Consider the following 24881-nt stretch of genomic DNA (forward strand, 5'->3'; position numbering starts at 1 on the left):
CCCGGGCCAACGACACGTCAGGTCGTCCACCGACCGACACCAAAGGCCGTCCCCGGACAGCTGGTACCGAGTTCGTCGTGAAAGCGTCGTAGGAGGCTCCTCTCAGAGATTCCGGCGTGGGCGGCGAGGTCGGCTAGGTCGAGGTGACCGTCGAGGCGGCCCAATGCCCATGCGCAGGTGGATGCAATGCTCGTCCGAGACGTGTCCGGCAAGGCGATATCGATGAACTGTGCCTGGGCGCCGTCCCGGTGCGGAGCGACCACGTTCCACCGGGCCAGCCTTGCGGCGACCTGAGCACCGTGGTCGGCTCGGATGACATGAAGGCTCAGGTCGATCCCGCTGGCGAGGCCCGCCGAGGTCAACACGTGGTCGTCGTCGACGTAGAGGACATCAGAGACCACCGAGGTAGCGGGGAACTGGTCAGCGAGCCGGTCTACGACGGCCCAGTGAGTGGTGGCTCGTCGCCCGTCGAGAATCCCGGCATGGCCGAGCGCGAATGCCCCCACACAGACTGACATCATCCTGGCGCCGCGATCGGCCGCCCGCCGCAGAGCTCTCAGCGCGGGCTCATCCGGCTCAGCGGCCCAGGCGTTGTCGTAGCCCGGAACTACGACCGTGTCCGCATCGCTCAGTGTCTCCAGGCCGCCGGTCACGACCAGGTCGAATCCGTCCGCGGTGCGCACGGAACCGCTCTCGGATCCGCAGACGGAAAAATCGTAGAGAGGCTCAGCATGCGACTCGAGCTCAGGTGGATGCCCGAACAGCTGCACGACGCTACTGAGGTCGAAGGTGAACAACCCCGGAAGAGCGAGAGCGACGACGCGGTGTGTCACGCCCTCGATCCTGGATCCGCGTTGGCGGGAAAGCAAGGATGCTCGACTACCCGCCACCGGCAGTACCTGCCTGCGGCACGTACCGGCCTGGCCGGCGCGGGCTACTCGACGCCAGGCTGCGACGCCGCGCTCCAGCGCTGACGGAGGGCCCGCAGCGGCAGCCGTGACGTTACCGGGGAAACGCAGGAAGGACATCCATCCCAGCTGCAACCGCCACCTCGCGGAAAGCTTCGGCGATATCGTCCAGAGTAGCCCGCAGGTTGCGGCCGCTAGGATTAGGAAGCACCCACAGAGGAGTCTGGCAGACATCGTGGGGCTGCCTTCCCAGCTCGGCTGACCGGTCTTCGAATGCGATCCGAAAAGCGGTGATGCCCAGCACTGCAACGACACTCGGGTCGACCGTGCACACCAGCCGGGCCAGAGCTTGACGCCCTTGAATGAGCTCTTCCGGACGGAGTTCGTTTGCTTGACCGGTCGCTCGTCGCACGAGGCTGGTGATCCCGATTCCTCGCCATAGGAGGTACTCTCGATCCACCTGACGCATTCCCCTCGATGCGTCGATGTTCCGATCGAGAATGCCCGCCCGGTACATCGCCGGATAGAAGCGGTTCCCGCGTCGACCGAACGGAGCCTGGGTTGCTACGGCGCTCAGGCTGGGGTTGACTCCCACAAACAGAATCCGAACGCCCGAGCCGATCAAGTCGGGGACTGTGGAAGTGTGTGGGCTCATGAACAGTCCTCGCGGAGACGGTCGCTCGATCGAATAGAGAGTGCTCGCGGAAGACCTGCTGTTCGCGGAATTCGAAGAGCATTGGCCGACCTCGCCTCGCTCGATGGTCTCGTTGACATGTACCTCTCGCGTGGACGGAGCCGAGCGAACAGCGTTGACCTGGCGCACTCTCGGGCGCCGAGTGGGCTACGGCGCGGCGTGGTCGACGAGGGCGGCCTGGAGTTCGGAGTAGGGGAGCCCTGATGGTGGGGTGCGGCCGTCGCGGGTTGCTGCTGCGACGTCGAGGGCGGCGTGGAGGGCCGCCCGGTAGGGCAGTGAGCCGGTGCTGACGCGCCGTACACCGAGCTCGGCGAGCTCGGCGAGAGTGAGACCGGGGACGACGAGGGTGTTGACCGGCACGGGTAGGGCTCGAGTCGCCGAGCGGAGGGTGTCGGGGTCGGTGAGCCCGGGCAGGAACACCCCGTCGGCACCGGCGCGGACGTAGGCCTCCGCGCGGGTGAGCGTGTGCTCCGGTGTGGCGTCCTGGCCCAGCCAGTAGGTGTCGACCCTGGCGTTGACGAACAGGTCCGGGCGGCGATCTTTGATCGCGGTGATCTTCGCGGCGTGTCGTGCGGGGTCGATGAGGACTTCGGCGCTGCTGTCCTCGATGTTGATGCCCGCGACTCCGGAGCGGGAGAGGGTGGCGACGTAGTCGGCCACGGCGGGGGGTTCGTCGTGGTAGCCGTCCTCGATGTCGATGCTCAGCGGGATCGGAAGGCGGCGCAGGGCCTCGGCCAGGGCGAGGTTGGCGTCGCGGGTGGCGCGGCCGCCGTCGGGTCGGCCGTCGCTCGCGGCGACGCCGAAGCTGGTGGTGCCGATGGCCGAGTATCCGGCGCGCACGAAGGCGAGGGCCGAGGTGACGTCCCAGGCGTTGGGCAGCAACAGCGGGGTCGGCCCGTCATGCAGGCGGGCGAACGCCGTCGTCACAGGCTCGGATTCCGCTCGAGGGTTGGTGGTCATCGCGCACCTTTCGTTGGGCGGCCCAGGAGACGAGATTCGGTGTTGAACCGCGGTAGTACCGTCGAGGCATGACGACGCCCGACTCGGCTGTGGTGGAGGAGTCCGCCATGGAGCAGGACCCTGTCGGCCAGGAGGATGAGCGGGTCTGCACGATCGCCCGGGTGCTCGGCATCGTCGGTGACAAGTGGACGTTGCGGATTCTGTGCGAGTCGGCCCTGAACGGGGTCTCGCGCTTCTCCGACTTCCAGGACGTGCTGGGCATTGCGACCGACATCCTCGCTCAGCGCCTGAACAGACTGGTGGATGAGGGGCTCCTGACCAAGGAGTCGTACAAGGAACCCGGGCGGCGCACCCGCTTCCGATATGAGCTCACGCAGGCGGGTAAGGAGATGCGGCTGGTGTTGGCGGCGTTGCAACAGTGGGGTGACGTCCACCGGCCCAGCGGCACCGGCCTCACCGAGATCGGCCGCACCGTGGGCGAGGACAAACCGGTGCGGGTCGACTTCGTCGACGCCGACGACGCCATCGTCTCAGCCGATCGCATCAGCTACCGCTACGCGATCTGAGACTGCCGCGGACTGAAGTTCAGGCTCAGGCGGGGGCCGGCCGCTGCCCGCTGCTTCGGTACTGAGTGCTTGTAGTCCTTCTGGCAGCGACCGCCCATCACGACCAGATCGCCGCCGTGGGTCACGATCACGGTCGATCGGCCGCCGCCGTCGGGCTTGATGAGGAACCGGCGGGTGGCGCCGAGGCTGAGCACCGGGATCACGACCTCGTCGAGCTTGTTGACGGGGCGGTCGGCGTGCCAGCTGGTGCCGTCCTCATTGTCGCGATACCAGTTCATCCACAGCCGCGAATACGCCACCCCGAAGTGCTCGGACAGCTCGTCGGTGAGGTAGCGCAGCACCGGGTGGGGCGCCTCCGCGATGACGGGATACTCCGCGGTCAGCCGTGGTTCCTGGACCACCCGGTTGTACATCCACCGCGACCGCTGCTCCCAGGGGGCGTGGGTCATCAGGTGACGCATCAACGTCTCGTCGCCGGAGAGCCAGCCGGGCACGTAGGTGATCCACGACCTCTCATCGAGCTGGATGCGTTCGGCCGCGCCGAAACTCGCGTCGACGACAACGTCCAGGCCGCCTGTGCGTTCGAAGTCGACCGCAGCGGTGCGGATCGGAGAGAACAGCGACTGCTGGTGGGACATGTGATCGAGCGTACCTCGGGAATGTGCAGGAGGTCTCGGGAGAGCTGGCAGGGAAAACCCAAGTCGGAGATGCCTTGGAAAAGCCAAGTAAAGATCGCTCGCTCGCGCGGAAATGCCAAGTCAGCGTTTTTTCGGCTTCCGCTTGACGGGCGCGCCGCAGCCGCTCTTAGATGGATCTTGAATCGCCACTCAACGAAGGAAGTTCGACAATGCTCACCGATCAGCAGCGTGCGAAGGCCGCCACGCTGCGTTTGCTCCAGGACGACGACGTGCTGGTTCTCCCCAACGCCTGGGACGCCGCGAGCGCCGCACTGATCGCCGCCGGCGGCGCCAGGGCGATCGCCACCACGAGCGCAGGTGTGTCGTGGAGCCTCGGTCGCCCCGACGGGCAGAACCTCACCCGTGCGGAGATGATCGACGCCGTCTCGCGGATCGCGGCCTCGGTCGACCTCCCGGTCTCGGCCGACGTCGAAGGCGGCTACGGGCCCGACACGGATGACGTCGCGCGCACCGTGACAGCGGTGATCGAGGCCGGTGCCGTCGGCATCAACCTCGAGGACTCACGCGCGCCGGGCGGTCCGCTGTTCGAACCGCAGGAGCAGGACGCCCGGATCCGTGCTGCACGAGAGGCCGCCTCTGCTGCAGGCCTTCCGGGGTTGGTCGTCAACGCTCGAACCGACGTCTACCTGTCCGGCATCGGCCCCGAAGCCGGGCGACTCGACGACGTGGTCGCCCGCGCCCGTTCCTACGCGGCCGCCGGCGCCGACTCCCTCTTCGTGCCCGGCCTACTCGACCTCGGCACGCTGTCGGAGCTCACGAGCCGGGTCGACCTCCCGGTCAACGTCATGGCCGGTCCCGGGGCCCCGAGCGTGGACGAGCTGCGCGCGGCCGGTGTACGCCGGGTGAGCGTCGGGCAGGCCATCGCCCAGGCCGCGTACTCACTCGCCCGGCGGGCCGCGGTCGAGGCGCTTGGCAAGGGCACCTTCGACTCGCTCGCCGACGCGGATCCCTTCGGCGACGTGAACGGCGCGTTCCGAGCACGCTGATGCGAGGAAGGCTGACACTCCGCTACCAAGCCCCTGATGACGCCGCCATGACAGAGGCCGTGGTCGACAGCGTGGACGGGTTCGACGACACACTGCAGAAGATCTCGGCTCGAGCCGAGGTGGAGGGCGCCGCCATCCAGGTCGATCTCCAAGACGTTCCCCTTCGGCCCGACGGCCCGATCCTCGTGGGCCCCGGGCCGCGCAGCAGCGTGCTCTGGCACAACGACGGCATCAGTTTCGCCGCCGCGGAGCGAGGCCTTCTGCCCCTCGCGAACGATCTCGTCTACACACGCGGTCCGGAACGGAGATGCGCCCCTCCGGAGGAGACCAGAATCAGTCAGCGCGCAGCCATCGAGGCGCTGGTGGTTCATCTCCTGACAGGAGAGCGAGCGGAATCGCTCGAGTGGATGGAGGCATCCAGCGATTGAGCGCGGGGTCGCGCCGGTGGCGAGAGCGACGGAGTCTGAAACCTCCACGACTAACCGTTTCGATGGTTCTGCGATGAGGCATCGAATTCGCATCGCTGCGTGGCGACGACCGGTCGCCGAGGCTGCACCGCGCGCGGCGCCGACGGAGAGTGTATGAAATGCGGCAGACGGATCGAGCCACGGTCATCGTCGCCTCCGCGGCGACCTTCCTCGCTCTCATCGCCTTCACCACGCCGCTGGCCACGCTGCCCGCGACCGCTTCCGCGCTGGATTCGGGGCCCGAGGGGCAAGCATGGATCCTCAGCTCCATGAGCATCGGCCTGGGGATCGCACTGCTCGCGAGCGGCGCGATCGCCGACGACCTCGGCAGGCGCCGCGCGCTCGTCCTGGGCAGCGTCGTGCTCGCCGCCGCCTCGGTGGTGTGCGCCGTCGCCCCGACGACGGTCGTGCTGGTCGCGGGGCGGATCGCGGCCGGCGTCGGCGGCGCGGCACTCATCGCAGCCGGCCTCGGACTGATCGGCCACACGTTCCCGGCAGGCAGCCCCGAGGCCAGGAGGGTCAGCGGTGTGTGGGGCGCCGCGCTCGGCGCCGGCATCGCCGTCGGTCCACTGCTGGCAGCCGGGGCGACCCACTTCGGGGGCTGGACGGCGTCGTACTGGGCTGAGGCGGTGCTCGCCGTCGCGCTCGCGCTCGTCGCCCGCTTCCTGCTCGCCGAGTCGCGCGCCGAGCGACCCCGCCCCGTCGACATTCCGGGAGTGGTTCTGTTCGCGGCGGCGATCGGGGCGCTGCTCACCGGGTTGGTCGAGGCCCGTACCGGCCCCACGCACCCGCTCGTGCTCGTGCTCGTGTTCGGCGGGCTGGGGCTGTTCGCGGTCTGGTTGGTCGTCGAGCACCGCCGGCCCTTCCCGATGATCGATCCCGAGCTCTTCCGGTCCCCGCCCTTCCTCGCCGCGCTCATCGGGGCGTTCGCGACCGGCGCAGGGATCATCGCCACGACGTCGTTCCTGCTGACTGTGATGGCCCGCGGGCTCGGCGCTTCCTCCGTCCTCGCGGCGGTGGTGCTGCTGGCGTGGTCGGGGACGGGCGTGATCACCTCGTTGCTGGCCCGGCGCCTCCCGACGATTTGGAGCGGGCGCATGCAGCTCGCGACCGGACTCGTCGTGGTCGCCGTCGGACAGTTACTGCTGCTGGGTGCGACACCCGAGTCCTCACCCTGGCGATACCTCCCCGGCCTGCTCCTCGCCGGAGCCACCAGCGGGGTCGTGAACGCCGCGCTCGGCCGCGAGGCGGTGGCGAGCGCGCCGCGAGGCCGCTCAGCGATGGGCAGCGGGGCCAACAACACCGCTCGCTACGTCGGCTCTGCGATCGGCACCACCGTCGTCGCCATCATCGCGACCCGACCCGGACTACCCTCGGGTCCAGCCGGTTTGCTGCAGGGCTTCGACGCCGCGAACCTCGTCGCCACCGGGTTCACAGCCGCAGGGGCGCTCGCAGTCTTCGCCTGCCACCCGCGGGGACGAGCACGAGGCCTCGGATGACGGCATCCACAGGCGCGACGTGCATTGCGCTACTCGCCGAACGCGCGACCGAGTTGGGCGGTGGCCACGTCGATGTCCTGGTCAACAGCGCGGGCGTCTTCCCCTTCGGCGCCACCACGGACACGAAGCCCGGGGACATCGACGAGGTGTTCGCGGTCAACGTCGAAGCGCCCTACCTGCTGGTCGCAGCGTTGGTGGCGAGCATGGCCGCCCGCGGTCACGGCGCGATCGTGAACGTCACGACGATGGTCGCGGAGTTCGGGATGGCCACCGCCGGCCACTACCGGCCCGGCAAGACGGCGCTGGTACTGCATGAGTTCCCTGCTCGTGACTGCACTGCAATCGTTCCGTCACTGGAGCAGGGTGGCGACCAGAGTCTCGGTGACCCAGCGCTGCCAGCGGTCCGAGGTCCAGCCGCGGTCGACGAGCACGCTGTGCAGCTCGAGGCCGAGCAGCGCGCAGAGGATGTCGGTGGCCTCGTCGAGAGGCACCCGTAGGGCGGCACGGTCGTCGAGGAGCTGCGCGAGCACTCCGAACGCCGTGGCCCGCTGTTCCGCGTTCGTCTTCCACTGGGCGGCCATCTCCGGGTCGGTCGCGGCCGCGTCGCGCACGACGCGCATGATCGGGCCGACGCGCTCCATGATCGTGCGGCTGTTGTCCAGCCATAGTTCGATCACCAGTCGGGGGTCGGGTTCGGCCCGAACCCGTTCGAGCCAGGGCCGCTCGAGCAGTGCGACGGGCTCGTCGTCCCCGACCGCCGCGACGTCGACGGCCTCCTTGAGCACGGTGCGCTTGTTGCCGAAGTGGAAGTAGACCGTCTGGACGGCCACTCCCGCCCGTCGGGCGACCTGCGCCAGCGTGGTGGCCGCGTATCCCTCGGCGATGAACAGCTCCGCCGCGGCGTCGACGATCCGGCGCCGCGTGGCCTGGGTCTGTTGTGTGCGCGAAGCGCCCTTGACGTCACTCGCCATACGTTGGACTCTAGCTCTAGAGTTCAACTACAACGAACTGAGGTCCCGATGACTGCGATCAGCGGTGTCCACCATGTCAAGCTGCCCGTGACGGATGTGGCGCGCAGCGGCGCCTGGTACGAACGCGTCCTGGGCTTCACGACGGCGATCGAGTTCGTCGAGGACGGCGTCCTGCGCGGCGTGGCCCTGGGCCATCCGAGCGGCGTGCAGATCGCGCTGCGGCACGATCCGGAACGGGCGGCGGCGATGTCCGGCTTCGACGCTGTGGCGCTGGCCGTCCCCGACCGCGCGGCGGTCGCCGGATGGCAGCGCCGTCTCGACGAGATGGGCGAGCCGCACGGTGAGGTGCTCACCGGCCACGCCGGCGGGGCCGTCCTCGTCGGCGTTCGCGATCCCGACGGAGTCGAGATCCGCCTCTACACCGACGAGACCGCGCCCGAGCACCGGTTACAGGTGGCGGGCGGGGAGATCACCTGGACCGACAGCGGGGGTGACGGCCCGCTCGTGCTGCTCGTGCACGCCGGGGTCTTCGGTGCCTGGTTCGATCGGCTCGTCGCCGAGCCCGCGCTCGACGCGCTGCGTGTCGTCTCGGTTCGTCGCGCCGGCTACGGGACGACCCCGACCCGAGCGCTCTCCTTCGCCGACCACGCGGCGCACTGCGCGGCGCTGCTCGACGAGCTGGGCGGACAGCCGGCGACGGTCGTCGGGCACTCGTCGGGCTCGGCCATCGCCCTGCAGCTGGCGGCGGACCGTCCCGATCTGGTCCGAGGTCTCGTCCTCGCCGAGCCACCGCTGCTGGACCCACTGGCCGACCCGGCTGATCTCGACGCGCTGCACGCCACTGCGGCCCCCGTCATCGGCGGTGCGATCGGCGCCGCCGCGGCCGGGGACCTCCCTTCCGCCTACGACGCGTTCATGGATCTGGTCTGCGGACCCGACCACCGCGCCGTCGTGGCCGCCGCGCTCGGCGAGGACGGGCTCGACCGCGCGGTCCGCGAGTCCGCGTTCTTCTTCGCCGACGAGATCGGTGCGGCGAGCAGGTGGACGTTCGACGCGAAGGTCGACGCCCCGGTGCTGCTCGTCCAGGGCGGCGACAGCCCGCCTGTCACGCACCACCTCGTCGCACACCTGGCCGGACTCCTGCCCGACGCGCGGGTCGCAACGATCGACGGCGACAACCACCTGCTCCCGCTGCGCAGCCCGGCCGCGTTGGCTCGGCTGGTAGCCGAGCACACCGGCTGACATCCCGGCAGCCACCACCGCGTTCGCCGTCGCCGGAGTGGGCGCGGTGGCGACCGTCTGCCGTTCGGCACTGCCCGGACAGCGAGCTGAAGCGTGTCCCCGTCACCGAAGGGTTTCGGTCCGCGGCTTCGCGCTGCTGCTGTCGGTCGTGACCGTGTCGTGGTCTGTACGAAGGCCTCGGTGGAGGGCGTCGATCAGCGTACGTAGTAGTGCTCCACCTCGATGCCGAGCGTGTGCGGGGGGCTCGCCGGGGCGGCGCCGAGCAGTCGCCGCAGTCCGGGGCCCAGCTGGGTGGACATGAACGTCTCGGCGTGGTCGCGGGACTCCCAGATCGCCACGATGGCGAGCTTGCCGCCGACCGTGCCCGCGTACCGGGCGGCCAGCCCGTCCGGCTCGGGCAGGATGTCGCTCATCAGCTTGTCCAGGTTCTCGACGGTTCCGGCGGGCGAGTCCTCGACGACGGTCACGTAGGTCATGTGGTCAACCTCCTCGGATCCGCGGCCACGGTGGCCGCTGACCGGGGACGTTAGGGAGCCGCGCCGCGCCGGGCATGAGTCGGATCGCTCATCGTCGTGCTCCTCCACGCCGCGATCTGGCTGCGCGTGGTGAACCCGAGCTTGGTGAGGATGTGCGCGACGTGATTGCCCGCCGTGCGCTGGGAGATGACCAACCGAGTGGCGATCTGTCGGTTGGTGAGTCCTTCGGCCACCAGTCCGGCCACCTCCATCTCCCGCGCGGACAGGCCGGCATCCCCCGGCCCGAGCCGCCGGAGCAGCTCCGCGCTCGGTTCGGCGAAGGCGGTCATCCCGAGAGAGCGGACGAGCCGGTCACCGGTGAGCGCGAACCGCCGGGCACGCTCACGGTCGCCCGGGCGGGAGCGGATCGCCAGGGCCGCGGCCAGGTGGTGGGCGGCCTCGGCCAGGAAGGCCGGGGCTCCGGCCCACTCGCACCGCCGCACCGCGGTGTCCAGGTCGGCGACGGCGTCGTCGAGCCGGCCCTGGGCGAGGGCCCCGATCCCGAGGGTGAGCTCGGCCGGACCGCAGTAGCTCACCCCGCTGCCGACGACGTGCTCGCCGCGGAACGCCTCCAGCGTCTCGATCGCCGCCACCAGCTCGTCCGGCCGGTCCAGGCCTGCGGCGACGAGGACGGCCAGCGTGGAGCCGACCGCGGTGAAGAACACCGGCCACGACCACGCCTCCGGCGGACCAGCCTGCCGGAACTGGGCGTCGGCCTCGTCCGGGAATCCCGCGCGGAGCAGGAGGAACGCGCGCGACACCCGGCCCATCGTGCGGAACCGCGGTGGTGGCTCGACCCACGTTCGGGCCATCGACAGGGCGTCGTCGGAGACCCCGACGTGGCGGGCCAGCGCCCACTGGGTGCCCAGGAAGGCGCCGGTCGCCGACGACCTCTCGATCAGCCGCATGCGCTCGAACCCGCGGGCGGCCGCCGCCCGCGCGTCCTCGAACCGGCCCTGGGCCTGCGCGACGCACGCCTCGGCCCGGTCGCGGTGCCACCCGCTCGCCGGGCCCCCGACGCGCTCGACGGCGACCGTCAACGGCGCCAGCTCGTCCCGGGCTCGGCCCAGCTCACCCCCCTCCACGAGCGCGTCGATCCGCCAGAGCCTGCCCCACATCGCGGTGCGCGCATCGCTGGTGCGCTCGGCCAGCACCACCATCTCGTCGGCCAGTGCCAGCCGCACGTCGCGCCCTGCCGGGCCGGGGCAGGCGTCGTGGCGGGCACGCAGGGCGGCCACCAGCGCCGCGGTGTCCCCGGCCCGACGAGCCAGGTCCAGGGCCGCCTCGCTCGCCGACCGGGTCAGCTCATGGTCACCGGCGTAGAAGGCGAGATGGCTGCGCAAGGCCAGCAGCCGCGCCCGCAGCGCGTCTTCCGTGACCGAGGCCAGCGCCTCCTCGCACAGCTCGGTGAGGACCACGCCGATCGCCGGGTCGGGAACCGGCTCCAGTACGAACGCCGCCTCCGCGACGAGATCCGGCCGAGCCGCGTCCCGAGCACGACCCGCCGCGGCCACGGCGGCGGACACGGCCGTGCCCAGGTCGCCGCAGAGGAAGGCCGCGCGCCCGAGTGCGAGGTGGGCGCGACACGGCTCCACGTCGTCCGGCCACGCGGCGGCGACGTCCAAGGCCGCCCGGTACAGCCGCACACCCTCCTCGAAGGCGAGCCGCCGCACCGCCTCGGCGCCGGCGCGAAGCGCCCACTCACGAGCGGACGCCGCATGCCCGTACGGCGCGAGCGCGAGGTGGTGCCAGGCCAGCTCGGCGAGATGGCCGTCGAGCCTGCCGGCCCAGTGCGCCTCCAACGCCGTCGCGGCCGCGCGGTGCAGCGCGACCGTCTCCGCTGTCGAGAGTGCGCCGCGGATGGCGTCCCGGACCAGGTCGTGGGCGAACCGCAGCTCACCGCCGCCGACCCGGGCGAGCAACCCGGACGCGACGGCCGCGTCCGCCGCGCCCAGGCACTCCTCGACCGGGGTGTGCAGGATGTCCGCGACCACCGCGAGCGGGAACCGGCGGCCGATCACCGCGCCCGCCCGGACGAGCCCGCGGGTCTCGGCGTCGAGTCGGTCCACGCGGGCACCGATCGCGTCGCGGACACCTCCGGGCGCCCCACCGGGCGACCACGTCCCCTCCGCCACCGCCCGGGCCACCTCGCGGACGAAGAACGGGTTGCCACCGGTCACGTCGTGCACCCGGTCGGCGTCGGCCCGGCCCGCGCCCAGCGACTCGAGCTGCCGCGCCACCTCGTGCGGACCCCACGCCGTCAGACGCAGCGACTCCGTCCCCGGCGACCGGACCAGGTCGTCCAGCACCCCGCCGAGCCCCGGGTCTCGGACCGTCGCCACCACCAGCAGCGCCGCGTCCGCCACGCGGTCCGCGACATGGCGCAGCACGAGCAGGGACGCCTCGTCCGCCCACTGGAGGTCGTCGAGGGCGATCAGCAGCGGGCGTTGTCGCGCCGCGGCGGCGAACACCGCCCCAGCCATCGCCTCGACGACTCGGAAACGATCCTGCGGCGACGAGTCGATCTCCCCGGACGGCGGTTCGCTCACCCCGAGACGCCGCACGACCTCGAGCCACGGCCAGAACGGCGGCGCCCCCGCCGTCTCGGCGCAGCGCCCCCACACCACGGCGCTGTCGGCGAGCGTGGCCAGCTCCTGCGCGAGCCGCGTCTTGCCGATCCCGGGCTCACCCGTGACCAGGACGACCCGACCCCGTCCCGCGACCGCGTCACCGATCCAGGCCCGCAGCGCGGCGAGCTCACTGTCCCGCCCGAGCAGCGCACCGGCCGTGGTCATGCGGCCCAGCATGACGTGACAGGCCCGAACCGGGAACCCGGCGACGGCGGCTGGTGGGGTGGGAACGCGGGCCTCCGCCGCAGGATCTGCGACACGGCGGGGCGCCATAGGTGACGGACTGATCGAGGATGTTCTTCCGGAGGCTGTCGAGGTCGACCAGCCACCAGGCGCCGTCGACGTCGGCGATGCCACGGCGGCCGATGAACACGTGGTCGTGCACGCGGCGCGCGACGAATACAGGCTTGCCGGTCTGGCCGTCGACGATCCGGCGATGCTCCCGTACCCCGCGGACGTGGGCGACGATCGTTGCAGGGCAGCCCTGGACGCTGTCATCGCACGATTCCTTCACCGACCGGAGAGTTCTGCGGCGCCATGCGGCACACGGAGTTCGAGAGCGTGCCGACGCCGTCGACCTCCACGCGGACGGTCTGACCGGCCTTCAGGAACTTCCCGGTGTTCTCGGCGACGCCCGCGGGGGTGCCCGTCAGGATGACGTCCCCCGGCTCGAGCGTGACGTAATGGCTGATCTCCGATACCAGCTCCGCGAATCCGAAGATCATGTCGGTGGTCGACGCGTGTTGACGTAGCTCGTCGTCGACATGGGTCCGCACCACGAGCGGCTGTCCGGCGTCGACGTCGTCGGCGCTCAGCATGCAGGGCCCCAGCGGTTTGAAGCTGTCGAACGACTTGGCGACGGGGACGTTCGGACGTCCGACGTGTGCGCGACGTCCGAGTTGGACGTCGCGCGCGGAGACGTCGTTGGCTGCGGTCAATCCCGCGAGGTGGTGCCAGGCTCGATCGACTTTCACGCGGCGGGCGGGCGTTCCGATGATGAGGGCCACCTCCCCCTCGTAGTCGACCTCCTCGGCAGCGAACTCAGGGAGCACGATGGCATCCCCCGGATTGCCGACCGCCGAACCCACCGCGAAGGAAGCGCGGGTGCGAGGGCACATCCGCCCCGATCTCACGGGCGCGGTCGGCGTAGTTGAGCCCGACGATGCAGATCTTGCCCGGCCGGCGAACGGGCGCGAGCATCGGCACGGTCCCGACCGCGGCGACGTCCCGAACCGACGCGTTCGACGCTCGGTCGAGTTGACCGCCGCGTATGAGATCGTCGAGTGACAGCGCCAGATCCAGGAGGCAGAGGTGCTCCCCCTCGATTCGTGCCACGCCTCGGGCGGTCTGCGCGACTCGTGTCACAGCGCAGCCGATCTGCACAGCACGGCCGCGGTGAGGGCGTCGGCGTCTTCGGAGCGGCAGCCGGCCCAGGCGATGAATCCGTCGGGTCTGACCAACGTCAAGGGCATGGGGTACGAGGCGGAGACATCGGTGCCCGACAACTGGATGACGTCCAATGGCGCTCCCGAATCGGCGAACGCCGATATCCAGTCATCGGCGTCGGCCCCGTCCGATGACACGAGCAGTACGAACGAGCGGCCGAACAGGTCCAGAACGGAACCGCCGTCCGGAAGTACGACGTGGGGGCCGCGGCAGCCCGGAACGCCTGCGGGAACGTAAATGCTGTGATCGTCCGGTGCGTCCGAAGCGTCGGCACCGATCACGACGGGAGATTCCGTGTAGCGGTATCCGAGCTGGGTGCCGAGCGAGGACCATTCCACAGCCCGCGTTCGGATGACGGCATCGGCGGCGCGGGCACGGGCTGCATCGCCCTCCTCGCCTTCGTCATCGAGGTCCGCCCCCGTCGGTAAGGCGATGTCCGCCAGGTAGTTCGCCTGGGCGCGTCGCGTGTTGCGCTCCGCCACGGGCCTGCGTTCGCGGTCGTAACTGTCGAGCAACTCGGGTCCCGCCTGTCCGCGAAGGACCATGTCCAGCTTCCAACAGAGGTTGTGCACGTCGCCCATCCCCGTGTTCATGCCGTGACCTCCCGACGGCCACATCTGATGAGCGGCGTCACCGGCCAGCAGGACACGCCCGACACGGTAAGTCGACGCGACGGCGGTTCGTCCGGACCAGGTTCTGGAGTCGATGACGTTCACCTTGATGTCGGCGCTGCCGATGCAGTCCCGAATCGTCGCCACCACCTCGTCGGCACCGTGTCGCTCGGCGGACCGTAGTGGATACGTGACGCGCCACAGATTGTCGCCGTTGAGCGAACCGAAGATCGCGCGTCGCGGCCGGAGGGCGTAGTACTGCACGGCGGGCGGCGAACTGGTGACCTCGAGAAGGTCGGGGATGTCGACGAATACGCCCTGCCATGTCGCGTCTCCCGGCTGGCCCTCCATTGCCACGCCGAGCCGGCGACGAATGGGGGACTCGGCTCCGTCGCAAGCGACGACGTAGGACGCCACCACCCGCTTGCTGAGGCCCCGTGCCTGCTCGAGGAGCGCGAAGACACGGTCGCCCTCCTCGGCGGTCTGCGAGCATCGCCATCCATAGCGAACGGTGACGGTGGGAAGCGACTCCGCCCGGCTGCGCAGAGCGGTGTCGAACCAGAACTTCGGCCACCACGCGCCACCCTCCGGGCTCGCGCTCGGTGCCGTCGACAGCCGATCCGCATTGGACGGTCGAGGGAAGCGTGCGACCTCGTGGGCGGTCAACCGGGTCACGAAGGCTAGGTCCCGACGATACTCAGCCGGGAAGCCACTCCTGTCCACTTCACCCGACAGTCGGTGTTGTCGAAGCCATTCCATCGTTCGGACATCGATGGACTCCGCCGTCGGGTAGGTGATCGACCCGTCCCTGCGGTCGACGACGAGAACGCGTGCGCCCCGCGTGCCCAGGTCGATCGCCGTGGCGAGCCCGACGGGTCCCGCCCCGATCACGACGACGTCGTACTCGTCGGCGTCGATCTCCCTGACGGCCTGACCGGCGACGGCCACGGTCATCGGCGGACACCGCTGTATCCCGCGGCCTCGCCCCCCGGCGCGAAGTACTCCTCGGGATCGATCTCGTGCCCGTCGGGATTCCGCTGGAACTCCGCGGACTGCATGAACGCCCGCATCTCCTCTCCGTCGCGAAGTTCATCCCCGACAGCTCCACCTTGTTCCCGTCGGGATCGCGGTAGTAGAGGCTGCTCGCCACACCGTGATCGGCCGCTTCGGTCGGCAGCACACCCAGCGCCTTGAGGTGCAGGTACTGGCCGTACAGGCGTTCCAGGTCGGGGTATCGGACCTGCAGGTGATGCAGCCCGACCGAACGTCGTTCCGTCCCACCGACGTCAGCGCACTCGAACACCGCGATGCGTTGTGTGTAGGGAAACCCACCGGGCAGCTGGAAGAACGCGATGCGGGTCGGTGTATCCGGATCGGTTGTGCCGACGCCACTCGCGGGGGTCATGTCCAGCGTCGGAGGCTGCCGCAGGATCTCGGTGTAGAAGCGACACAGCCTCTCGTAGTGTGGGGTGCGCAGCACGACCTCGGACAAGCCGATGCGAAACGAATCACGGTCCCCCACTCATGACCACTCTCGCCGAGACGCTCGCGAGGAGCGCAGAACGATGGGGGCCTCGCCCCGCACTCCGCCAGGACGACCTCGTCCTCACCTACGGCGATCTCGCGACAGCCGCCGTCGACGCGGCGGCCGTCCTCAAGGACCACGGCGTCGGAGCAGGCGACCGGGTCGCCCTGGCCCTGCCGAACGGACCGGAGTTCCCGGCCTACTTCTACGGAGCGCTGTGTCTGGGCGCGATCGTCGTGCCGTTGAACCCGCGGCTGAAGGCCGGGGAGCTCACCTATCACCTCAGCGACTCGGGCGCGCGCATCCTCGTGGGAGAGGGCGAGGAGATCACCACCGCGGCGCGGACCGTGGCGGTGGACGTCGTCGCGGGCACGATCGAGGATCCGCGCCAGAGCACCTCCGGCCCGTTCACGCCGGTGGATCGGAGCGACTCCGACACCGCGGTGATCCTCTACACCTCGGGCACCACCGGCCCGTCGAAGGGTGCCGAGCTCACGCATCGGAACCTCGACTCGAACGCCGCCATCGTGGCGCAGTCGCTTCTGCACCTCACCACCGACGACGTCGTCTTCGGCACGCTGCCGCTCTTCCACGTCTTCGGGTTGACCGCGGGCCTCAACGCCGGCCTCCGTGCGGGGGCCTGCCTGGCGCTGATGAGCAGGTTCGACGCGGATGCGGCACGCCAGGTCATCGCCCGGCACGGGGTCAGCGTGTTCCAGGGCGTCCCGACCATGTACGCGGCCCTCGCCCGGTCCGGTTCGGAGGGCGGACTCGACTCGCTCAGAGTCGGCATGGTCGGGGGCGCGCCGATGCCCCTCGAGGTGCTCCGTGAGTTCGAGGAGCGGTTCGGCTGCCTGATCCTCGAGGGCTACGGGCTCTCGGAGACCTCGTGTGTCGCCTCCTTCAACCAGCCCGACCGTCCGCGGAAGCCCGGCACCGTCGGGTTCCCGGTGCGCGGCTGCGAGATGCGCGTCGTCAACGACGCCGGCGACGAGGTCGGGCCCGGCGTGCGGGGGGAGATCGTGGTGCGGGGCGAGAACCTCATGAAGGGGTACTGGAACCGGCCGACGCCACCGCCGAGGCCGTACGGGACGGGTGGTTCCACACCGGTGACATTGCCACGCGGGACGCGGACGGCTACTACACGATCGTCGACCGGAAGAAGGACGTGATCATCCGCGGCGGCTTCAACGTGTACCCACGCGAGGTGGAGGAGGTCCTCTACCAGCATCCCGCCGTCGCCGAAGCCGCGGTGATCGGCGTACCGGATGCCGCTCTTGGCGAAGAGATCGGCGCCGCGGTGGCGCTGAAGCCCGGAGCGGAGGCCGATCCGGTCGAGCTGATCGAGTTCGTCCGCGAGCGCCTCGCCGCCGACAAGTGCCCCCGGCTGGTCTGGTCCGTCGACACCCTCCCGAAGGGACCCAGCGGCAAGATCCTCCGCCGGGCGGTGGCGTCGCCCGCGGTGAAGAGTTGACCGCGCCGCATTGACGGAGCGGGCGACAGGTTCTCGGCGGCCTGATGCACGCTGACCACGATCCCGTGCTGCCGCTGCTCACGACCTGAGATGTCGTCTGCATGACAGGCAGGTCACCGCCTCGTGTGGCGGCCGCCCCTGTTCCGATGAGCGGTCCGAGGGCCTCGTCCCGCCGTAGCGGAGCTACTTATCGTCGAGGCCTCCGAGATCGGCATCGCGTTCTCCCCTGAAAGGTCCGCGTGGTTGTGGTGACAGTGATCGAGCGTGACACCGAGTCCGAACCCTACGTCCCGGACGCGAGCGCGAAGACGGCCCAGGAGCTCTGGACGGAGCTGAACTCGTTCTACATCGCCGAGGCGTGGCTGCTCGACGACCGCAGGATGCACGAGTGGCTGGACCTCTTCACCGAGGACCTCCTCTACTTCATGCCGCGCCGCAAGAACGTGCCGAGCCGCGAGGCGCACCGCGAGATCCCGCCCTACGGCACCGACCTGCCGTTCTTCGACGAGGACCGCAACATGATGCTGGTGCGCATCCAGCGCATGGACAGCGGCATGGCGTGGGCCGAGGAGCCGCCGTCGCGCACGCGCCACCTGGTCGGCAACCTCGTGGTCCAGCGCGTCGAGGAGGACGGGACGGTGCACGCCAAGACCGCGTTCCTCTGCCACCGCTCGCATGCCGAGTACGACACCGCGCTGTACTCCGGGTACCGCGAGGACGTCCTGCACCCCGTGGACGGCTCGTGGAAGATCTCGCGCCGCACGATCGTGCTGGACGTCAACGTCGTCCTCGACAAGAACATGGCGATCTTCTTCTAGGAGCGGGAAGCGATGAGCGACCAGGACGACGAGCGGTGGACGGCCGCCGGCCGGGTCGGCGACCTGGCCGAGGGCGACTCGATGGTCGTCACGAGCCCCGGCTGCCCGGTGCGGGCGCTGTTCCTCGCCGGCGGTGACTACTACGCCCTCGACGACGTGTGCTCCCACGGGAGGTCCTCCCTCTCGGAGGGCTTCGTGGAGGGCACCTCCGTGGAGTGCGTCCTGCACGGGGCGCTGTTCGATCTGCGGACCGGCAAGGCGCTCACCATGCCTGCCACGATCCCGATGGCCACCTACCCGGTGCGGGTGAGCGACGGCGAGATCCTCGTCCGCGACCGCCCTCACGAGAACTGAGCACGCCGGACTACCCCGAACTCGCGAGAGGTGACTGCGGTGGCAGGAACGAAGTACGAGATTCTCGATCCCGAGACGGGCTGGCTGGACCCGTCGATCTACACCGATCCCGACATCTACCGCCGGGAGATGACGCACATCTTCGGTCGGGCGTGGCTCCTGATCGGCCACGACAGCCTGATCCCGAACCCCGGGGACTTCTTCCACACCTACATGGGTGAGGACCCGGTCATCCTGTCCCGCGGCAGCGACGGGTCGGTCAACGTCCTGCTGAACATGTGCCGCCACCGCGGGGCGCGGCTCGTGCGGGCCGACGACGGCAACTGCAACAACTTCGTCTGCAGCTACCACGCCTGGACCTACGGTCTCGACGGCGAGCTCGAGTACGTGCCGGGTGAGCAGGAGGTCTACCACGGAGAGCTCGACCGCTCGAAGCTCGGCCTCAAGCGAGCCCGGGTGGCCACCTACGCCGGGCTGGTGTTCGCCACGTGGGCCGAGGACGCCCCGAGCCTCGAGGACTACCTGGGCGATGCCCGCTGGTACCTCGACATGGAGTTCAACCGCAGCGGCAAGGGCACCTACGCGGTGGGGCCGCACAAGTGGATCCAGCCGATCAACTGGAAGACCGCGGTCGACAACTGTTCCGACTGGTACCACGTGCCGGTGTCGCACGCCTCGGCGGCGAACGCCATGTTCCGGGTGTTGGGCGAGCCGCGGTTCACCCACGACCGGCTGTTCACCATGCAGGGCCGGGCGGCGTTCGTGAACGGGCACCAGGTCCAGTACTTTAAGATGCCCGAGGACAACCTGGCCGGTGAGTCGAAGTCGATCCCGACGGTCAGCGCCGAGGACAACACGGCCGAGGCGGTCGAGCGGCTCGGCGAGTTCCGGGCGAAGTCCGTCGTGCTGGGCACGCACAGCCTGTTCCCCAACACGGTCCTCGGCTTCCGGCTGGCGATCCCGCGCGGACCGCTCAAGACCGAGTTCTGGCACTTCGCCCTGGCCAGCAACGCCGACACCCCGGAGCAGCAGCGGGAGGTCCTGCGCGTACACACCGCGCGCAACGGCGTCACCGGGCACTTCGAGGCCGACGACGTCGACAACTGGCGGCAGGTCTCGGAGTCCGGTCTCTCGGGCACCTACCGGGAGCTGGGGCAGCGGGTGAACCTGGGCATCGGGCACACCCACACCGACGACGTGTTCCCTGGTCAGCTGTCGGACAAGTTCGTGTCCGAGAACAACCACCGGCTCTTCTACCGGCGCTGGGAGGAGTTCATGAACGCCGACTCCTGGGCCGACATCCCCCTCGACCCGCAGAAGGCGACATACGAGGGCACCGCCGGGATGAACGAGTAGCGCGACCGACGGCGACGCCGGCGGTCGGGGCAGCCCCGACCGCCGGCGTCGTCGTCCGTGGCGCCGGGACTACGACGCGGCGGCGCGCGGCCTGGCCAGCCTGCGCAGGTCGGTGCCCGGGTCCGCCAGGGCCGCGGGGTCGACGACGGTACCGGCCGCGATGAGCCGCATCGCAGCCCGCACGTCGCGCCCGCGATTGATCGCGAACACCCCGCGGACCACGCCGTCGCGCACGTGGAACGCGGTGAAGTCCCAGTCGCCCCGGTCGCCGCGGACCACCGGATCGGCGCTCGCGTCGAGCATTCCGGCGATCTGGATGTTGTGCTCGAACTGGTCGGACCAGAACCACGGCACGTCGCGCGCCGGGACCTGCTGGCCCAGGATCGCCGCCGCCGCGACGTCGGCCTGGTCCTGCGCGTTCTGGAACGACTCCAGCCGGACCCTGCCCTGACCGCGCCACCCCGGCTGCAGCGTGACGTCACCCACCGCGAAGACGGCCGGGTTGCTCGTCGCGGCCCGCTCGTCCACGTGGACGCCGCCTCCCACGGCGAGACCTGCCGCCGCGGCGAGCTCGGTGGCGGGCTCGATCCCGACGCCGACCACGACGACGTCGGCCGGGATCCGGTCGCCGCCGCCGATCTCGACCTCGCGCACCCGGTCGCGGCCCAGGAAACGGTGCACCCCGGTGCCGAGGCGCACGCGGGCGCCGCGCCGGGTGTGCTCCTCGAGCACGAACGGGCCCCAGACCGGGCCGAGGGAGCGCGCGAGGGGGACGGGGGCGTGCTCCAGCACGGTCACCTCGCAGCCCAGACCCAGCGCGGTGGCGGCGACCTCGGCGCCGATGAACCCGGCGCCCATCACCACGACCCGGGCGCCTGCGACGAGCTCGGCGCGCAGCGCGAGCGCGTCCTCGACGGTGCGCACCTCGTGGATGCCTGCGAGATCCTCGCCCTCGACGCCGAGCCGTCGGCCGCGACCACCCGTGCAGAGCACGACGGCGTCGGCCCCGAGGCGCGCCCCCGTCGACAGGGCGACGGCGGACTCGGCAGGCACGATCTCGTCGACCCGCTGACCGAGGCGCAGGTCCACGTCGATCCCGGCCCAGTCGATCGGGAGGACGAGCTCGCCTGGGTCCTGCGCGCCGCCGAGCACCTGCTTGGACAGCGCGGGCCGCTCGTACGGCGGCGTCGCCTCGGCCCCGACCAGGGTGATGCGCCCCTCGAACCCGCGCGAACGCAGCGACCGGGCGACCGTCCCACCCGCCAGGTTCGCCCCGGCGATCACCACCGACCGGGGCGTCATGACCGCGGGCCCGGGCTCGTGTGGACGGCGGTCCGGAAGATCGTGCTCGTCATGCGCTCACGCTACGGACGGGTGCCGCCGAGCCCCACCCTCTCGGTCCGGTGGCCGGACCCGCTCCGGTGGCCGCGGTCCGCCGAGCGGATCACCGTCGTTGACCGCGCGCCCGCGCCGGGGAGACAGTCGCGCTCGCCGATCTTCCCGGAGGTGCCACGTGGGTCTGCTCGACGCCCCGCCGCAGTTCGCCCGCTCGACCACGGGCCCGGACGGGCCGGTGCACTACGTCGCCGTGGGCGAGGGCCCACCGCTGGTCCTGGTCGCGGCGTGGGGCCCGCAGCCCGGCACCACCGCGTGGCTGACCTACGCCGGCGTCCTGGAGCGGCTGGGCGCGAGCCGCCGGTGCATCGCGGTCGACCTGCCCAACTTCGGGCGGACCGGTCCGCTGACCTTCCACGAGCCCGCCCACGATCCCGCCGCCCGCGCGGTGGCGGCGGCGATGGACGCGGAGGGGATCGCCGCGGCACCCGTCGTCGGGACCTCGATGGGGGCGACCACCGGGATCGTCCTCGCGCTCGGCTCGCCCGAGCGCGTCACCGGGCTGGTCGTGGGGGCCTGCCACGCCTCCACGGGCGGTGACCCGTACCTGCTCGCGCCGTTCCCCTCCGAGTCGGGGGTGGCCGCCGCCGACCTCGCGGAGGCACCCGACGACGAGGGCGCCCTGCGGCGGTTCCTGCGCACGCTGTTCCACGATCCCGCGCGGGTGACCGACGAGCTGGTGGCCGACACGATGGCCTTCCGCAAGGAGCACCCCGACCACCTGCGGGCCGGTGCGGCGTCGGTGAGCGTGCCGCACAGCAACATGGCGCTCCTGCCGGAGATCACGGTCCCGATGCTGGTGATCCACGGCCGGTCCGACCGCATGGTGCCGTTCGAGCAGGGCCTGATGATCAGCAGCTACGTGCCGCAGGCCGACCTGGTGGCCCTGAACCGCTGCGGCCACTGGCCCCCGGTCGAGCGGCCCGTCGAGTTCGCCGACCAGGTCGAGCTCTTCCTCCGCCGCCACGGGCTCTAGCGACGGATCCGGAGACCGGTCAGCGCCGTCGGCGTGCAGGCAGGCTCAGCGCCGCGAGCGTCATCGCCGCGGTGCACACCCCGGCCGGCGCGCCGACCCCGGACCCGAGCAGCCCGCCGAGTGCGACGAGCACGCCCGCGCGGAGCAGGCGGTCGACCCCGAACCGCGGGCCGGCACACCGAAGACCAGCCCGGCACAGACCATCCCGACGCAGCTGGTGCCGAACACGACGCCGTAGCCCGTGGGCGACAGGCCGTAGATCTCCTGGAACACGAACGTCGCACCGGAGATGAAGGCGAACAGCGCGTAGGCGGTGAAAGGTGCCCTCGGCGAGGTAGCGCACGAACGACGGCCGCGGCGCCGAGCAGGTCCGAGGCCGAGCAGGAACGCCGTGAGGGTGAGCTGGACCGCGACGTCCCCGACCGAACCGTCGGTCACGGGGAGATCCTGCTCTCCGACACTCGGACGCCCCTCGGTGCCGAGGCACCGGGGGGCGTCCGGACGCTCGGGTGGGCTCAGTTCGACGTGGTGTAGTCGAGCGTGTCGAAGCTGATCTTCCGGTCGGCCGGGGGCACGTACTGGCCGACCGTCTCCTTGGTGACGAACGTCGACTTCAGCACCGTGTTCTTCGGTGCCGTCCCGTTGAGGACCTCGTTGGCCAGCTTGACGAACAGCCAGCCCGCCTCCGGGTTGTTCGGGTCCCAGGTGCCGGTGAGGCGACCTTCCCGGACCGCCTGCACGGCATCGGCGTCGCCGTTGGACCCGGTGACCACCACACCGGTGTTGCTCAGGTCGTAGACGGTCCTGCCCGCCGCGATGACGGCCGCCGAGGCACCGAGCGCCGAGGCGTCGTTGTAGGCCCACACACCGCTGACGTCCGGGTAGCGGGTGAGCAGGTCGGCGACGAGCTTCTGCGCGCCCGCCGCCTGGTCGGTGGTGTTGGAGACGTGGCTGACCACCGTGAGCCCGGCCGCGGTGGCCGCCTCGGTGAAGCACTTCACCACCGCGTCGATCGACGGGACGCCGTCGAGGCCCACCGTGATGACCTGGCCGCCCGGGTGGGCCTTGGCGTACAGCGCGGCGGACTGCGCCATGGGCCCGCCGGGTGCGCACGTCGAGGACTCCTGCCAGAGGGTCGCCGAGACCCCGTCGCCTTCGGAGTTGACCCCGATGATCGGGATGCCCGCGTTCTGCGCCTGCTTGTAGATCCCGACCGTCGCACCCGGGTCGAGCGTCCAGGAACCGATCACGTTCATCTGGCGCTGGATCATCGTGGTGATGTTCGAGATCTGGGTGCTGGGGTTGATGTTCGAGTCGTACATGGTGTAGTCCCAGTCGACCGAGGCCGACGCGGCCTTCGCACCCGAGTCGAACTGCTGCTGACCCGGCTGGGCGGCGACGGGGGCGGCGTAGCCGAACTTGGTGCCCGCCTTGAAGCTGCCGTCTCCCGTGGCTGCGGACGGGGCGGCGGGCGTGGTCGACGGGCTGCTGCAGCCCGTCAGGGCCAGCACCAGGGCGGCGCCGGCGGCGGCCGCCGCGGCGAGGGTTCGTCTCACGGGAATCTCTCCAGATCTCGGGGTCGGTCGGGATGGGTGGGTGGGGACGCGGGGTGTCGCGGTCGTGCCGTGCGGTCGGGCGATCGTCGTGTCGGCTCAGCCGACCCTGGTCGTGATGGCTCTGCGTCGCAGCCGGATCCCGCGATCGCGCAGGACACCGATGCCGACCGCGAGGATGAGGATCGTGCCGTTCACGGTGCCCTGCCAGAACGCGGGGATCTCGCTCAGCGTCATGCCGTTCTGGATCACCCCGAGGAACAGGACGCCGATCACGGTGCCGAGGACACCGCCCTCACCACCGGTGAAGGCGGTGCCGCCGATCAGCACGGCGGCGATCGCCGTCATCAGCAGGGTGGGGTCGGAGGCCGCGGCGGCGCCGGTGAGCCGACCGACGGACACCATCCCCGCGAGCCCGGCGGCCAGGCCGGCGATGAGGAACACGAACAGCACCATCATCGCGGTGTTGATGCCGTTGAGCCGTGCGGCCTCCGGGTTGGAGCCCATGGCGAACAGCGACCGGCCGAAGGCGGTGTAGCGCAGCACGAACGCCGCCGCGAGGAGCACGACCGCGTCGAAGATCATGAGCAGCGGGATCGGCCCGACGCTGCCGTTGACGAACTGATAGACCGGGTCGAAGCCGGGGGTGCCGTAGACGCTGATGGTCGCGCCCTTGTTCACGATCAGCGCGAAGCTGGCCAGGATCGACATGAACCCGAGCGTGACGACGATCATGGAGATCTTCACGTAGCTGATCAGGACGCCCTGCACCAGGCCGATCACCAGGCCTGCGAGGATCGGCGACGCGATCGCGACCCAGGCAGGCATCCCGGCCTGCAGGGCCAGGCCGAGCACCATACCGGTGGCGCTCAGGGCCGACGCGGAGGACAGGTCGAAGCCGCCGCCGATGATCACGAAGGTGGCGCCCAGCGCCAGCAGCAGGATCACGCTGTTGGACGCGACGATGTTGGTGATGTTGCCCCAGCTGAGGAACACCGGCTGGGTCAGCGCGAGGTATACGCAGACCACCGCCAGGGCGATGACGACGCCGGTGAAGCGGCCGAGCGACAGGCGCGGGCGACGCCTGGCGGGTGTGGCGTCCGCAGGCGAGGCCTCCGCGGAGAGCACGGGATCCTTGTCCAGGAGAGTCATGACGATCCTTATCGTGAGCGGTGCGACTAGAGCGTGTCTCTTAACTGAGGCGGGCGTGGATGACGACCGCAGCGAGGAGGACTCC

26 protein-coding genes and 2 pseudogenes are annotated in these 24881 nt (G+C 70.5%); 12 read left to right on the plus strand and 16 right to left on the minus strand.

Going from position 1 to position 24881, the window contains the following annotated elements; translation table 11 throughout:
* Window positions 1-17: 17 nt before the first annotated feature.
* The 3 genes from ABD993_RS27220 to ABD993_RS27230 form a co-directional block, all read right to left on the minus strand.
* Window positions 18-833, minus strand: a complete 816-nt coding sequence (locus ABD993_RS27220) for a GlxA family transcriptional regulator (RefSeq protein WP_345424492.1) — start codon at window positions 831-833, stop codon at window positions 18-20.
* A gap of 169 nt (window positions 834-1002) precedes the next feature.
* A complete protein-coding gene (locus ABD993_RS27225) occupies window positions 1003-1533 on the minus strand; it encodes a mismatch-specific DNA-glycosylase (protein ID WP_345424495.1) in 531 nt (176 codons plus the stop codon).
* Between the two features lie 216 nt (window positions 1534-1749).
* Entirely contained in the window at window positions 1750-2562 is an 813-nt protein-coding gene (locus tag ABD993_RS27230; protein WP_345424498.1) for an isocitrate lyase/PEP mutase family protein, read from the minus strand.
* A gap of 68 nt (window positions 2563-2630) precedes the next feature.
* On the opposite strand from ABD993_RS27230, the gene ABD993_RS27235 reads away from it, so the two are divergent.
* The gene (locus ABD993_RS27235) at window positions 2631-3128 is read left to right on the plus strand and encodes a winged helix-turn-helix transcriptional regulator (RefSeq protein WP_345424501.1); all 498 of its coding nucleotides are present in this window, start codon (window positions 2631-2633) and stop codon (window positions 3126-3128) included.
* Here ABD993_RS27235 and ABD993_RS27240 read toward each other — a convergent pair.
* Entirely contained in the window at window positions 3116-3766 is a 651-nt protein-coding gene (locus tag ABD993_RS27240; RefSeq protein ID WP_345424503.1) for an alpha-ketoglutarate-dependent dioxygenase AlkB, read from the minus strand. The two genes, ABD993_RS27235 and ABD993_RS27240, sit on opposite strands and share 13 nt — an antisense overlap.
* A gap of 209 nt (window positions 3767-3975) precedes the next feature.
* On the opposite strand from ABD993_RS27240, the gene ABD993_RS27245 reads away from it, so the two are divergent.
* The 4 genes and pseudogenes from ABD993_RS27245 to ABD993_RS27260 form a co-directional block, all read left to right on the plus strand.
* On the plus strand, window positions 3976-4812 hold the full coding sequence (locus tag ABD993_RS27245) for an isocitrate lyase/PEP mutase family protein (protein ID WP_345424506.1): 837 nt from the start codon (window positions 3976-3978) through the stop codon (window positions 4810-4812).
* 47 nt (window positions 4813-4859) lie between these two features.
* Window positions 4860-5240 carry a hypothetical protein gene (locus tag ABD993_RS27250; RefSeq protein ID WP_345424509.1) on the plus strand — a complete coding sequence of 127 codons (381 nt, stop codon included), beginning with the start codon at window positions 4860-4862 and terminating at the stop codon, window positions 5238-5240.
* 158 nt (window positions 5241-5398) lie between these two features.
* Complete coding sequence (locus ABD993_RS27255) at window positions 5399-6778, plus strand: MFS transporter (RefSeq protein WP_345424512.1); 1380 nt, start codon at window positions 5399-5401, stop codon at window positions 6776-6778.
* A pseudogene (locus tag ABD993_RS27260) lies at window positions 6775-7026 on the plus strand (SDR family NAD(P)-dependent oxidoreductase); the annotation flags it as partial. The gene ABD993_RS27255 and the pseudogene ABD993_RS27260, both read left to right, overlap by 4 nt.
* A 102-nt stretch (window positions 7027-7128) precedes the next feature.
* Here the strand turns inward: ABD993_RS27260 and ABD993_RS27265 are convergent.
* The gene (locus tag ABD993_RS27265) at window positions 7129-7749 is read right to left on the minus strand and encodes a TetR/AcrR family transcriptional regulator (protein WP_345424513.1); all 621 of its coding nucleotides are present in this window, start codon (window positions 7747-7749) and stop codon (window positions 7129-7131) included.
* 48 nt (window positions 7750-7797) lie between these two features.
* On the opposite strand from ABD993_RS27265, the gene ABD993_RS27270 reads away from it, so the two are divergent.
* Window positions 7798-8991: an alpha/beta fold hydrolase gene (locus ABD993_RS27270; RefSeq protein ID WP_345424516.1), complete on the plus strand. Its 1194-nt coding sequence runs from the start codon at window positions 7798-7800 to the stop codon at window positions 8989-8991.
* A 194-nt stretch (window positions 8992-9185) separates the two neighbouring features.
* Here the strand turns inward: ABD993_RS27270 and ABD993_RS27275 are convergent, their stop codons facing one another.
* The 7 genes and pseudogenes from ABD993_RS27275 to ABD993_RS36945 all read right to left on the minus strand — a co-directional run.
* The gene (locus ABD993_RS27275) at window positions 9186-9467 is read right to left on the minus strand and encodes a hypothetical protein (RefSeq protein ID WP_345424518.1); all 282 of its coding nucleotides are present in this window, start codon (window positions 9465-9467) and stop codon (window positions 9186-9188) included.
* 50 nt (window positions 9468-9517) lie between these two features.
* Window positions 9518-12301 carry an ATP-binding protein gene (locus ABD993_RS27280; protein ID WP_345424520.1) on the minus strand — a complete coding sequence of 928 codons (2784 nt, stop codon included), beginning with the start codon at window positions 12299-12301 and terminating at the stop codon, window positions 9518-9520.
* Window positions 12264-12650 carry a hypothetical protein gene (locus ABD993_RS27285; protein ID WP_345424522.1) on the minus strand — a complete coding sequence of 129 codons (387 nt, stop codon included), beginning with the start codon at window positions 12648-12650 and terminating at the stop codon, window positions 12264-12266. Before ABD993_RS27285 ends, ABD993_RS27280 begins: the two co-directional genes overlap by 38 nt.
* Window positions 12631-13224, minus strand: coding sequence for a fumarylacetoacetate hydrolase family protein (locus ABD993_RS27290; RefSeq protein ID WP_345424525.1), 594 nt, complete (start codon window positions 13222-13224; stop codon window positions 12631-12633). The genes ABD993_RS27285 and ABD993_RS27290 overlap by 20 nt, the downstream gene beginning before the upstream one ends.
* Window positions 13178-13471, minus strand: a complete 294-nt coding sequence (locus tag ABD993_RS27295; RefSeq protein WP_345424528.1) for a hypothetical protein — start codon at window positions 13469-13471, stop codon at window positions 13178-13180. The genes ABD993_RS27290 and ABD993_RS27295 overlap by 47 nt, the downstream gene beginning before the upstream one ends.
* Before the next feature lie 26 nt (window positions 13472-13497).
* Window positions 13498-15147, minus strand: a complete 1650-nt coding sequence (locus ABD993_RS27300; RefSeq protein WP_345424531.1) for an FAD-dependent oxidoreductase — start codon at window positions 15145-15147, stop codon at window positions 13498-13500.
* A 157-nt stretch (window positions 15148-15304) separates the two neighbouring features.
* Window positions 15305-15715: pseudogene (locus tag ABD993_RS36945) on the minus strand (VOC family protein); the annotation flags it as partial.
* A 2-nt stretch (window positions 15716-15717) separates the two neighbouring features.
* Here ABD993_RS36945 and ABD993_RS27305 point away from each other — a divergent pair.
* From ABD993_RS27305 to ABD993_RS27325, 5 genes are all read left to right on the plus strand, one after another.
* A complete protein-coding gene (locus ABD993_RS27305; protein ID WP_345424534.1) occupies window positions 15718-16890 on the plus strand; it encodes an AMP-binding protein in 1173 nt (390 codons plus the stop codon).
* Window positions 16887-17192 carry an AMP-binding enzyme gene (locus ABD993_RS27310; RefSeq protein ID WP_345424537.1) on the plus strand — a complete coding sequence of 102 codons (306 nt, stop codon included), beginning with the start codon at window positions 16887-16889 and terminating at the stop codon, window positions 17190-17192. The genes ABD993_RS27305 and ABD993_RS27310 overlap by 4 nt, the downstream gene beginning before the upstream one ends.
* A 254-nt stretch (window positions 17193-17446) precedes the next feature.
* A complete protein-coding gene (locus tag ABD993_RS27315) occupies window positions 17447-18010 on the plus strand; it encodes an aromatic-ring-hydroxylating dioxygenase subunit beta (RefSeq protein ID WP_345424540.1) in 564 nt (187 codons plus the stop codon).
* Between the two features lie 12 nt (window positions 18011-18022).
* Window positions 18023-18364 (plus strand): non-heme iron oxygenase ferredoxin subunit, encoded by a 342-nt coding sequence (locus tag ABD993_RS27320; RefSeq protein ID WP_345424543.1) that lies wholly within the window; start codon window positions 18023-18025, stop codon window positions 18362-18364.
* A gap of 39 nt (window positions 18365-18403) precedes the next feature.
* On the plus strand, window positions 18404-19720 hold the full coding sequence (locus ABD993_RS27325; RefSeq protein WP_345424546.1) for an aromatic ring-hydroxylating oxygenase subunit alpha: 1317 nt from the start codon (window positions 18404-18406) through the stop codon (window positions 19718-19720).
* A gap of 69 nt (window positions 19721-19789) precedes the next feature.
* Here the strand turns inward: ABD993_RS27325 and ABD993_RS27330 are convergent, their stop codons facing one another.
* Entirely contained in the window at window positions 19790-21022 is a 1233-nt protein-coding gene (locus tag ABD993_RS27330) for an NAD(P)/FAD-dependent oxidoreductase (protein WP_345424549.1), read from the minus strand.
* Between the two features lie 211 nt (window positions 21023-21233).
* On the opposite strand from ABD993_RS27330, the gene ABD993_RS27335 reads away from it, so the two are divergent.
* Window positions 21234-22091: an alpha/beta fold hydrolase gene (locus tag ABD993_RS27335; protein WP_345424552.1), complete on the plus strand. Its 858-nt coding sequence runs from the start codon at window positions 21234-21236 to the stop codon at window positions 22089-22091.
* 60 nt (window positions 22092-22151) lie between these two features.
* Here the strand turns inward: ABD993_RS27335 and ABD993_RS27340 are convergent, their stop codons facing one another.
* From ABD993_RS27340 to ABD993_RS27350, 3 genes are all read right to left on the minus strand, one after another.
* On the minus strand, window positions 22152-22529 hold the full coding sequence (locus ABD993_RS27340; RefSeq protein ID WP_345424555.1) for a hypothetical protein: 378 nt from the start codon (window positions 22527-22529) through the stop codon (window positions 22152-22154).
* 77 nt (window positions 22530-22606) lie between these two features.
* On the minus strand, window positions 22607-23647 hold the full coding sequence (locus tag ABD993_RS27345; RefSeq protein WP_345424557.1) for a sugar ABC transporter substrate-binding protein: 1041 nt from the start codon (window positions 23645-23647) through the stop codon (window positions 22607-22609).
* 96 nt (window positions 23648-23743) lie between these two features.
* Window positions 23744-24881, minus strand: a 1138-nt coding sequence (locus ABD993_RS27350; protein ID WP_345424560.1) for an ABC transporter permease, incomplete at its 5' end; no start/stop codon positions are given.

The organism is Pseudonocardia xishanensis (assembly GCF_039541715.1).
GTDB lineage: Bacteria > Actinomycetota > Actinomycetes > Mycobacteriales > Pseudonocardiaceae > Pseudonocardia > Pseudonocardia xishanensis.

What these genes read in the sequence shown, in the direction of transcription:
- ABD993_RS27275 (WP_345424518.1), bottom strand. Translation starts at nt 9,467, where the DNA reads ATGACCTACGTGACCGTCGTCGAGGACTCGCCCGCCGGAACCGTCGAG.
- ABD993_RS27300 (WP_345424531.1), bottom strand. Translation starts at nt 15,147, where the DNA reads ATGACCGTGGCCGTCGCCGGTCAGGCCGTCAGGGAGATCGACGCCGAC.
- ABD993_RS27235 (WP_345424501.1), top strand. Translation starts at nt 2,631, where the DNA reads ATGACGACGCCCGACTCGGCTGTGGTGGAGGAGTCCGCCATGGAGCAG.
- ABD993_RS27250 (WP_345424509.1), top strand. Translation starts at nt 4,860, where the DNA reads ATGACAGAGGCCGTGGTCGACAGCGTGGACGGGTTCGACGACACACTG.
- ABD993_RS27245 (WP_345424506.1), top strand. Translation starts at nt 3,976, where the DNA reads ATGCTCACCGATCAGCAGCGTGCGAAGGCCGCCACGCTGCGTTTGCTC.
- ABD993_RS27255 (WP_345424512.1), top strand. Translation starts at nt 5,399, where the DNA reads ATGCGGCAGACGGATCGAGCCACGGTCATCGTCGCCTCCGCGGCGACC.
- ABD993_RS27265 (WP_345424513.1), bottom strand. Translation starts at nt 7,749, where the DNA reads ATGGCGAGTGACGTCAAGGGCGCTTCGCGCACACAACAGACCCAGGCC.
- ABD993_RS27320 (WP_345424543.1), top strand. Translation starts at nt 18,023, where the DNA reads ATGAGCGACCAGGACGACGAGCGGTGGACGGCCGCCGGCCGGGTCGGC.
- ABD993_RS27330 (WP_345424549.1), bottom strand. Translation starts at nt 21,022, where the DNA reads ATGACGCCCCGGTCGGTGGTGATCGCCGGGGCGAACCTGGCGGGTGGG.
- ABD993_RS27280 (WP_345424520.1), bottom strand. Translation starts at nt 12,301, where the DNA reads ATGACCACGGCCGGTGCGCTGCTCGGGCGGGACAGTGAGCTCGCCGCG.
- ABD993_RS27270 (WP_345424516.1), top strand. Translation starts at nt 7,798, where the DNA reads ATGACTGCGATCAGCGGTGTCCACCATGTCAAGCTGCCCGTGACGGAT.
- ABD993_RS27240 (WP_345424503.1), bottom strand. Translation starts at nt 3,766, where the DNA reads ATGTCCCACCAGCAGTCGCTGTTCTCTCCGATCCGCACCGCTGCGGTC.
- ABD993_RS27305 (WP_345424534.1), top strand. Translation starts at nt 15,718, where the DNA reads ATGACCACTCTCGCCGAGACGCTCGCGAGGAGCGCAGAACGATGGGGG.
- ABD993_RS27230 (WP_345424498.1), bottom strand. Translation starts at nt 2,562, where the DNA reads ATGACCACCAACCCTCGAGCGGAATCCGAGCCTGTGACGACGGCGTTC.